6 protein-coding genes and 1 pseudogene are annotated in these 7,451 nt (G+C 29.1%); all 7 read left to right on the forward strand.

Going from position 1 to position 7,451, the window contains the following annotated elements:
* Window positions 1-427: 427 nt before the first annotated feature.
* Window positions 428-550 (forward strand): annotated as a pseudogene (locus tag HMPREF3045_RS09510) (TetR/AcrR family transcriptional regulator); the annotation flags it as partial.
* A gap of 60 nt (window positions 551-610) precedes the next feature.
* Window positions 611-1,009, forward strand: a complete 399-nt coding sequence (locus HMPREF3045_RS02345; RefSeq protein WP_000184354.1) for a hypothetical protein — start codon at window positions 611-613, stop codon at window positions 1,007-1,009.
* A gap of 171 nt (window positions 1,010-1,180) precedes the next feature.
* Window positions 1,181-1,774 (forward strand): MptD family putative ECF transporter S component, encoded by a 594-nt coding sequence (locus HMPREF3045_RS02350; protein WP_001005732.1) that lies wholly within the window; start codon window positions 1,181-1,183, stop codon window positions 1,772-1,774.
* Window positions 1,775-2,461, forward strand: coding sequence for an energy-coupling factor transporter transmembrane component T family protein (locus HMPREF3045_RS02355; protein WP_019117224.1), 687 nt, complete (start codon window positions 1,775-1,777; stop codon window positions 2,459-2,461).
* Between the two features lie 12 nt (window positions 2,462-2,473).
* Entirely contained in the window at window positions 2,474-3,889 is a 1,416-nt protein-coding gene (locus HMPREF3045_RS02360) for an ABC transporter ATP-binding protein (RefSeq protein ID WP_070736941.1), read from the forward strand.
* Between the two features lie 3 nt (window positions 3,890-3,892).
* Window positions 3,893-5,605 carry an ABC transporter ATP-binding protein gene (locus HMPREF3045_RS02365; RefSeq protein ID WP_050198508.1) on the forward strand — a complete coding sequence of 571 codons (1,713 nt, stop codon included), beginning with the start codon at window positions 3,893-3,895 and terminating at the stop codon, window positions 5,603-5,605.
* Window position 5,606: 1 nt separating this feature from the next.
* Complete coding sequence (locus HMPREF3045_RS02370; RefSeq protein WP_019117223.1) at window positions 5,607-7,349, forward strand: ABC transporter ATP-binding protein; 1,743 nt, start codon at window positions 5,607-5,609, stop codon at window positions 7,347-7,349.
* Window positions 7,350-7,451 lie beyond the last annotated feature (102 nt).

Below are 7,451 nucleotides of genomic sequence, written 5' to 3' on the forward strand. Positions count from 1 at the left end.
TACTGTGCTTGCTATTAAAGTTATAAGCGTTAAGCGTTTATTCAGTTCTATTAATTATACCGCACTTATCGAAGCTAATAAACAACATAGAATAGATTTCAAGGAATATTTCAATATTAACAATATATTCTAAAAATGACAATTGTTTATTCTGCTAATCAGTAATGGAATCAGATAAGTTGTATAAATCTAAAATAGTTGTTTTAGACAATGTGTGTCATGATTGTATGGTTGATCTAGAAAGGAGATTAGTAGCAGACCTAACAAGATAATTTATAGAGAATTAAATAAAATGTTATCATAAAAAAATATATTTGATAGCGATTATTGACTTCATTAGTTTCTTTATGCTAAAATATAGTAAACGGTGTTATCTTAATTTGGGAGGTGAAACTTACTGAGAGACAAAGATGTTACAATAGAGAAAATATTAAAAAGTGCAAAAAGCGAGTTTACAGAGCATGGATTCGAAGAGGCTTCTATTCGCACTATTGCTAAAAATGCAGGAATTACGCCTGGTGCAATATATAAGCATTTTAAATCTAAAGAAGATATTTTTAAAGTACTTGTAAGTCCTATACTTAATCACTTATACAGAAGAAGTAAAGAATTGACAAATCAAGCGATTGAAGAAATTAAAGTAAATGGTTTACAAGCTTTTGGAGAAAAATCTGATGATAGTAATAGGGAATTATTGGAATTTATTTACCAAAACGATCCTATAGTTAATCTTCTGTTTAACTGTTCTCAGGGTACGGAATTTGAATCAATTCGTCATGATTTAGTGAATCTTGAAGTGCAGGGCGCTAAGAAATTAATTGAGATTCTTAAAGAAAAAAAGATTGAAGTAAATGATTTGAATGATGATGAACTTCATGTTCTTTATACAATGGCATGTACGCCTTTATTTGAGGTAATCACACATAGGTATCCATATAATGAAGCCTTAAATTTTATCGATATGATGGAGGCAGCAATGAATTTTGGTTGGAGGAGGATTATTAAATGAAAACATAATATAAAATTAAAAAATAATAAATTTTGAAATCGGGTTAATCCCGATTTTCTGCGTTTTATGGAAAGTAAACAATAATAAGAAAAATTTACCAGTAAAGATTATTTTGAATCAATCATATTGCAACTGGTAAATAAATATAAAAATTTAAATGGAGGTATTCAAATGAATGAAAGAAAATTAAAAACAAAAGATTTAGTTAACATCGGTATTTTTTCGGTAATATACATGGCGTTATCAATGGCGGTAATGTTTATTCCTGTGTTTTCTCCGATACTTTGGTTATTATGGCCAGCAATGACAGGCATAATATGTAATTTTATTTACATGTTGTTGGTCTCTAAGGTGCCAAAACCAGGAACGGCTTTACTTTTGATAGCAATTACAGGGATTATATATTTTGCTATAGGAGAATGCACTTTTACAATTGTCATAACTTGCGTTATTGCAGGGGTTTTAGCAGAAATTACTAGAAAAATTTTGGGATATAAAAGTCAAAAAAGCGTAATAGTATCTTCAGGATTGATTTGCATTGGGTTGATTGGCTCACCATTGCCTATGTGGTTGTTCCAAGAATCTTATATGAAATCTATTATTAAAATGGGAATGAGTCCAGAATATGTAAATAAATTACAAACTTTAATTTCAATTCCAACACTTATCGGGATGATCATTACTGCATTTATTGGAGGAGTCATTGGTGCATATATAGGTAAAGCAATGTTCAAAAAACGTTTTGAGAAAGCTGGAATTATGTAAATGGAGGGTATTGTAAGAGGCATTATAAAGCTAAATCCACTAACTGAAATCATTTTTTTGATTTCAGTTAGTATTATTAGCTTTGCAAATAATAGCTTAAAATTAGATTTTTTTATTCTTTTAATGGTTGCTATTATAGCGTTATTTATGGGACTTGTTAAAATATCTTTAAAGGCATTATCTATGTTTGTATTATTACAGGGATTGAAATATTTTGTTTTGCCGATTCTACCAGATGTCATATCAGCACATTTTGGATTATTGGTGATTCATGCTCCTAAGTTAATACCGATTTTTTTAGTTGGTCAAATTCTTGTAAAAACTAATCCTATACGAAATATTATGTATGCCTTAAAAATGATGCATTTTCCAAAAAGCCTAATTATTTCCCTAGCAATAGGCATCAGATATTTTCCATCTTTAAGAGAAGAAAAAATATTAATCTCAGATGCAATAAAAATAAGAGGCGTGACTGGATTTAAAAAGATACAATTAGGACTAATATCTTTAATAGTTACAGCTTCTAATACCGCAGATGAATTAGCTCAAGCTATTACAGTAAGAGGGATAGAAAATCCTGCAAGAAAGACTTTTATGGATAATGCAGGATTTAACATTTGGGATCTAATAATTATTCTATTATGTATTCTGATGTTCTTTAATGTAAAGTTCAAGTTATTTTTATAAGAGGTACGAAACATGATTAATATAAATGAAGCTTCATATTCCTATAAGAGAAGCTTAGAAGATCAGTTAAAGAAAATTTCAATAAAGATTAATCAAGGAGAAGTTATCTTATTATGCGGAAAATCTGGTTCTGGGAAAACAACTATAACAAAATTAATCAATGGATTGATTCCTCATTTTTTAGAGGGAAATTTATTAGGAAATATTTTTATAAATGAGATAAACACAAAACAAATGAAGATATATGAAATTTCTGAAAAAGTGGGAACAATTTTTCAAAACCCCAAAACACAGTTTTTTAATTTAGATTCAGATAGTGAACTAACATTTGGATTAGAAAATTTAGGTGAAAACCCTGATAAAATAAAAAGACAAGTTTTTAAAGTGGTACGTGATTTGGGAATTGAAAGATTAAAAAACAGAAATGTTTTTATGATGTCAGGTGGAGAAAAGCAATTACTTGCTATTGCATCTATTTATGCTACCAATCCAGATGTATATGTGTTTGATGAACCTTCTGCAAATATTGATGAGTATGGCATTGAAAGAATAAGAGAGATGCTTATAAATCTTAAAACTCAGGGCAAGACAATTATTATTTCTGAACATAGACTCTATTATTTAATGGATTTAATTGATAGAGCTATTTATTTACAAGACGGAAAAATAAAATATGTTTTTTCAAATGTAGAATTTTCTTCAATTAGTGATGACTCACGAAAGAAACTAGGACTTAGAACTTTTGTAAGAAAGAAAAATGATGATTTTGCAAATCCTGTAACATTTTGTGAATCTGATGACTTTGTAGTTTCAAATTTAGAATATGAAAATAAGAAACAAAAAATTTTAGATAAGATAAATATTTCCGGAAACAAGGGAGATATTATTGCAATAACAGGTAAAAATGGTCAAGGAAAAACAACATTAATGAGAATTTTGTGTGGACTGTTGAAAGAAAACGAAGGAAAAATAAGCTATAAAGGAAGTCCCATAAAATATAAAAAACGAAGAAAACTTTGTTATATGGTTATGCAAGATGTAATTCATCAGTTTTTTTCGGAATCTGTAAGAGATGAATTTAGTTTATTTGATTCTAAAATAGATGAAAAGCAAATAGATAATATTCTAGAAAAATTAGATCTTAAAAAATTAGATAATCGTCATCCTATGTGCTTATCAGGAGGTCAAATGCAGAGACTTTCTGTAGCATTGGGGATGTTAATGAATAGAGAAATTATTATTTTGGACGAACCAACGAGTGGACTTGATTATACAAATATGCTCGAAATAAGCAAAGTCATTAAAGAATTTTCAAATAATAAAATTATATTTATTGTTACGCATGATAATGAATTGATTGATAGTACATGTAATAAATTATTGGAAATTTGCGATGGCAGAATAAAAAGATTTTATGAAAGAAGGTAAAAGATGGATATCTTAAAGGGACATAAAAGCAAGATTTTCGCAGCTGTATTCATTGCGATAATAGGAGTAGGATTTGGTGTAATACCTTATTTTTCTGTAGCAGCCATTATTAATAACTTGGTTGCAAAAAATACAAATTTAAATAATTATTATCCATATATTTTTGCTGTATTTCTGGGATTTTTGGCAAGTATATTATTTCATGAAATATCTACTATTATTTCTCATAATCTTGCCTACAGGATTATTGAAGATAAAAGAAAGTTATTAGCTGACAAATTAAGTAAAATTTCTATGGGAGAAGTTGAAAGAAAGAGCAGCGGACAGTGGTCTCAATTTATGGTGGAAACACTTGATAAAATGGAAAAACCGATTGCTCATGTGATTCCAGAAGTTATTGCTAATATATTCATTCCTATAGTATTGATCATAACAATTTTTATAATGGACTGGAGAATAGGAATTGCAAATTTACTTACAATTCCATTGGGATTATTGTTCTCAATGTTAATGATGCGAGGTTATGAAGAAAAATCTAAAAGATACCAAGAAGCAGCTAAAGCTATGAATACGACAATGGTTGAATATGTAAATGGTATTAAAGTTATAAAAGCATTTAATAAATCAGCATCATCATTTGGGAAATTTAGAAAGACTGTTGAAGAAAATAAGAACGCAATGCTTGATTGGTATTTGAGTGTTTGTTTTTCAATGACAGCAACTATGGAAACTATCCCGTCAACTATGGTATTCGTTTTACCAGCTTCCTTGTATTTCTTTATGAAGGGTAGTGTTGAAGTAGGGACTCTTATCACGTGTATATTGCTATCATATGCTTCATATAAACCATTAATAAAAGCTATGAGTCATATGGAAACAATAGCAAATATAAAAGTTGTATTTGAAGAAATAAAAAAAATAATGGAAATTCCTAACTTAAAAAGAGGAGAAGAAGTAAGAGATATAAAATCTTATGATGTAGAGTTTAAAGATGTTACATTTGCATATGAAGAGTCAAAGAATGTATTAAATAATATTTCGTTTAAAGCAAATGAAAATGAGTTAACTGCAATCGTTGGAAATTCAGGTAGTGGAAAGTCTACTATTACAAAACTAATCGCAGGATTTTGGAATGTTTCTAATGGAGAAATTTTAATTGGAAAAACAAATTTGAACGAATTGCCTTTAAAACAGAATATGGAGCTTGTTAGCTATGTGTCGCAAGAAAACTTTCTTTTTAATAAAACAATATTAGAAAATTTAAAGATGGCGAAGGAAGATGCGAGTATGGATGAAATTAAAGAGGCTTGTGAAAAAGCGAGTTGCTATAATTTTATAAAGAGCCTACCAAATGGATATGAAACTATTGTAGGAAAGGGAGGAGCAAATCTTTCTGGAGGAGAAAAGCAAAGAATTGCAATAGCTAGGTGTTTTTTAAAGAATAGTCCTATTGTACTACTTGATGAAGCAACAGCATATTCTGATCCTGACAATGAATCAGTTATTCAACAGTCTATTGATAAGTTAATTAAAGATAAAACAGTGATTATGGTAGCTCACAGGTTATCTACAATTGTAAATGCAAATAAAATAATTGTGGTGGATAATGGAGAAGTAATTGAAGAAGGCACTCATAAACAATTACTAGAGTTAAATGGGAGATACAAAAAAATGTGGGATGTATATACAGAATCTAAAGAAATCGAGGTGATATAAAGTGAGAGAATTGATAAAAACTTTATATGAGGTGTCAGGGTCATATTCAAATAAAATAACAAAAATGCTTATTTTTGATGTATTTAAGGGAGTATTTGAAGGAGTTTCTTTAGGTGCAATTCTATTATGTTTGACCAAAATTTGTGAAAATATATTCACGAACCAAAGCATTTTAATTAAAGATGTGTATATTGTTTTTATTATTGCAGCTATAAGTGTGGTAGGAAAAATTATATTTGGATATCTGGCTGATAAAAACAAATATATTGCTTCGTACAATTTAGGAGCAGAAAATAGATTATATATTGGTGATCGTTTAAAAAATGTAAACATGGGATATTTCAGCACAAATTCTTTAGGGAATATAGCAGGAGCATTGTCAACTGTTATAGGTGAACTTGAAACAATAGGAGTTTTTATTATTGAGCAAATGCTTGTAGGTACAATACAGACACTAATTATGGTTATTTTCATACTACCTTATGATTTTGCAACAGCTATAATTATATTGTTGACTTTGATTGTTGGAACCTTAGTAAACTTATTCACACAAAAAAGCACAGATCAACTAACAGAGAGATTGTTAGGACTTAAATTGGATTTAAGTGAAAAAATGCTTGAGTATGTAAATGGGATAGGAATAACTAAAGCATTTGGAAAAGATAAAAATACAGTTAAGGAACTAAACGAAAGTATTACAAAAAGTCGCAAAGGCTTCCTTGCTGTAGAAAAAATTTTAGTTCCAACACAGTTTTTATTCTTGTTAGTATTTAAACTTGGTATTTGTGTGATAATTTTTAGTTCTATCATAAGATATTTATCAGGGGATATTGAAGTTACTAAAGCTATTATATTAATTGTTATGAGTTTTGTTGTTTTTTCTGGATTTGAATTAGCAGGAAGTATGCAGAGTATTAAGGGTGTTGCTGTACGAAATCTTAATACTGTTATAAATTTAAGAAATTTACCTGTAATTGAAGAAGGTGAAATGACAGAAGTAGATAAAGCAGAAATATCAATGAACAATATTTCATTTTCTTATGGAAAAGAAAATCTTTTCAATAATCTAAGTATGCTTGTTCCAGATGGAAAAACAACTGCTCTTGTTGGATTTTCAGGAAGTGGTAAAACAACACTTTGCAATTTAATGGCGAGGTTTTGGGATGTAAATTCTGGCGAAGTAAAAGTTGGAAATCTAAATATTAAACAGTACAAGTATGATGAATTGCTTTCAAATTTTAGCTTTGTTTTTCAAGACGTGTATCTTTTTGATGATACCATAAAAAACAATATTAAGTTTGGTAATCCAAATGCAACAGATGAAGAAATGATAGATATTGCCAAAAAAGCTCAGTGCCATGATTTTATTATGAAATTGCCACAAGCTTATGATACTGTTTTGCAAGAAGGGGGTTCAAACCTATCTGGAGGTGAACGCCAGAGAATATCTATTGCGAGAGCTATGTTAAAGCCAAGTAAATTTGTAATTCTTGATGAGGCAACTTCAAGCGTAGATCCAGAAAATGAAAAACAATTATTGATTGCTTTGAAAAACTTATTAAAAGGCAAAACTGTTATTGTAATTGCACACAAGCTTTCTACTGTAAAAAATGCTGATCAGATAGTTGTTTTAAAAGATGGTGTTATAAAACAAGTAGGAACACATAGTGAACTTGCATCTAAACATGGAATATATAAGGATTTTATTGAAATCAGAAAACAATCTGAAAAGTGGAAGATTTAAATTTGAGTAATAGATCAATCTTAATTTTTGACGAACCTACAAGTGGTTTGGATTTTAAGAATATGAAAAAAGGAGGATGATTTTATGAAACAAGATATGAAA

Origin of the sequence: Anaerococcus sp. HMSC075B03, assembly GCF_001815585.1 — a bacterium.
In the GTDB taxonomy this organism is placed as follows: domain Bacteria; phylum Bacillota; class Clostridia; order Tissierellales; family Peptoniphilaceae; genus Anaerococcus; species Anaerococcus vaginalis.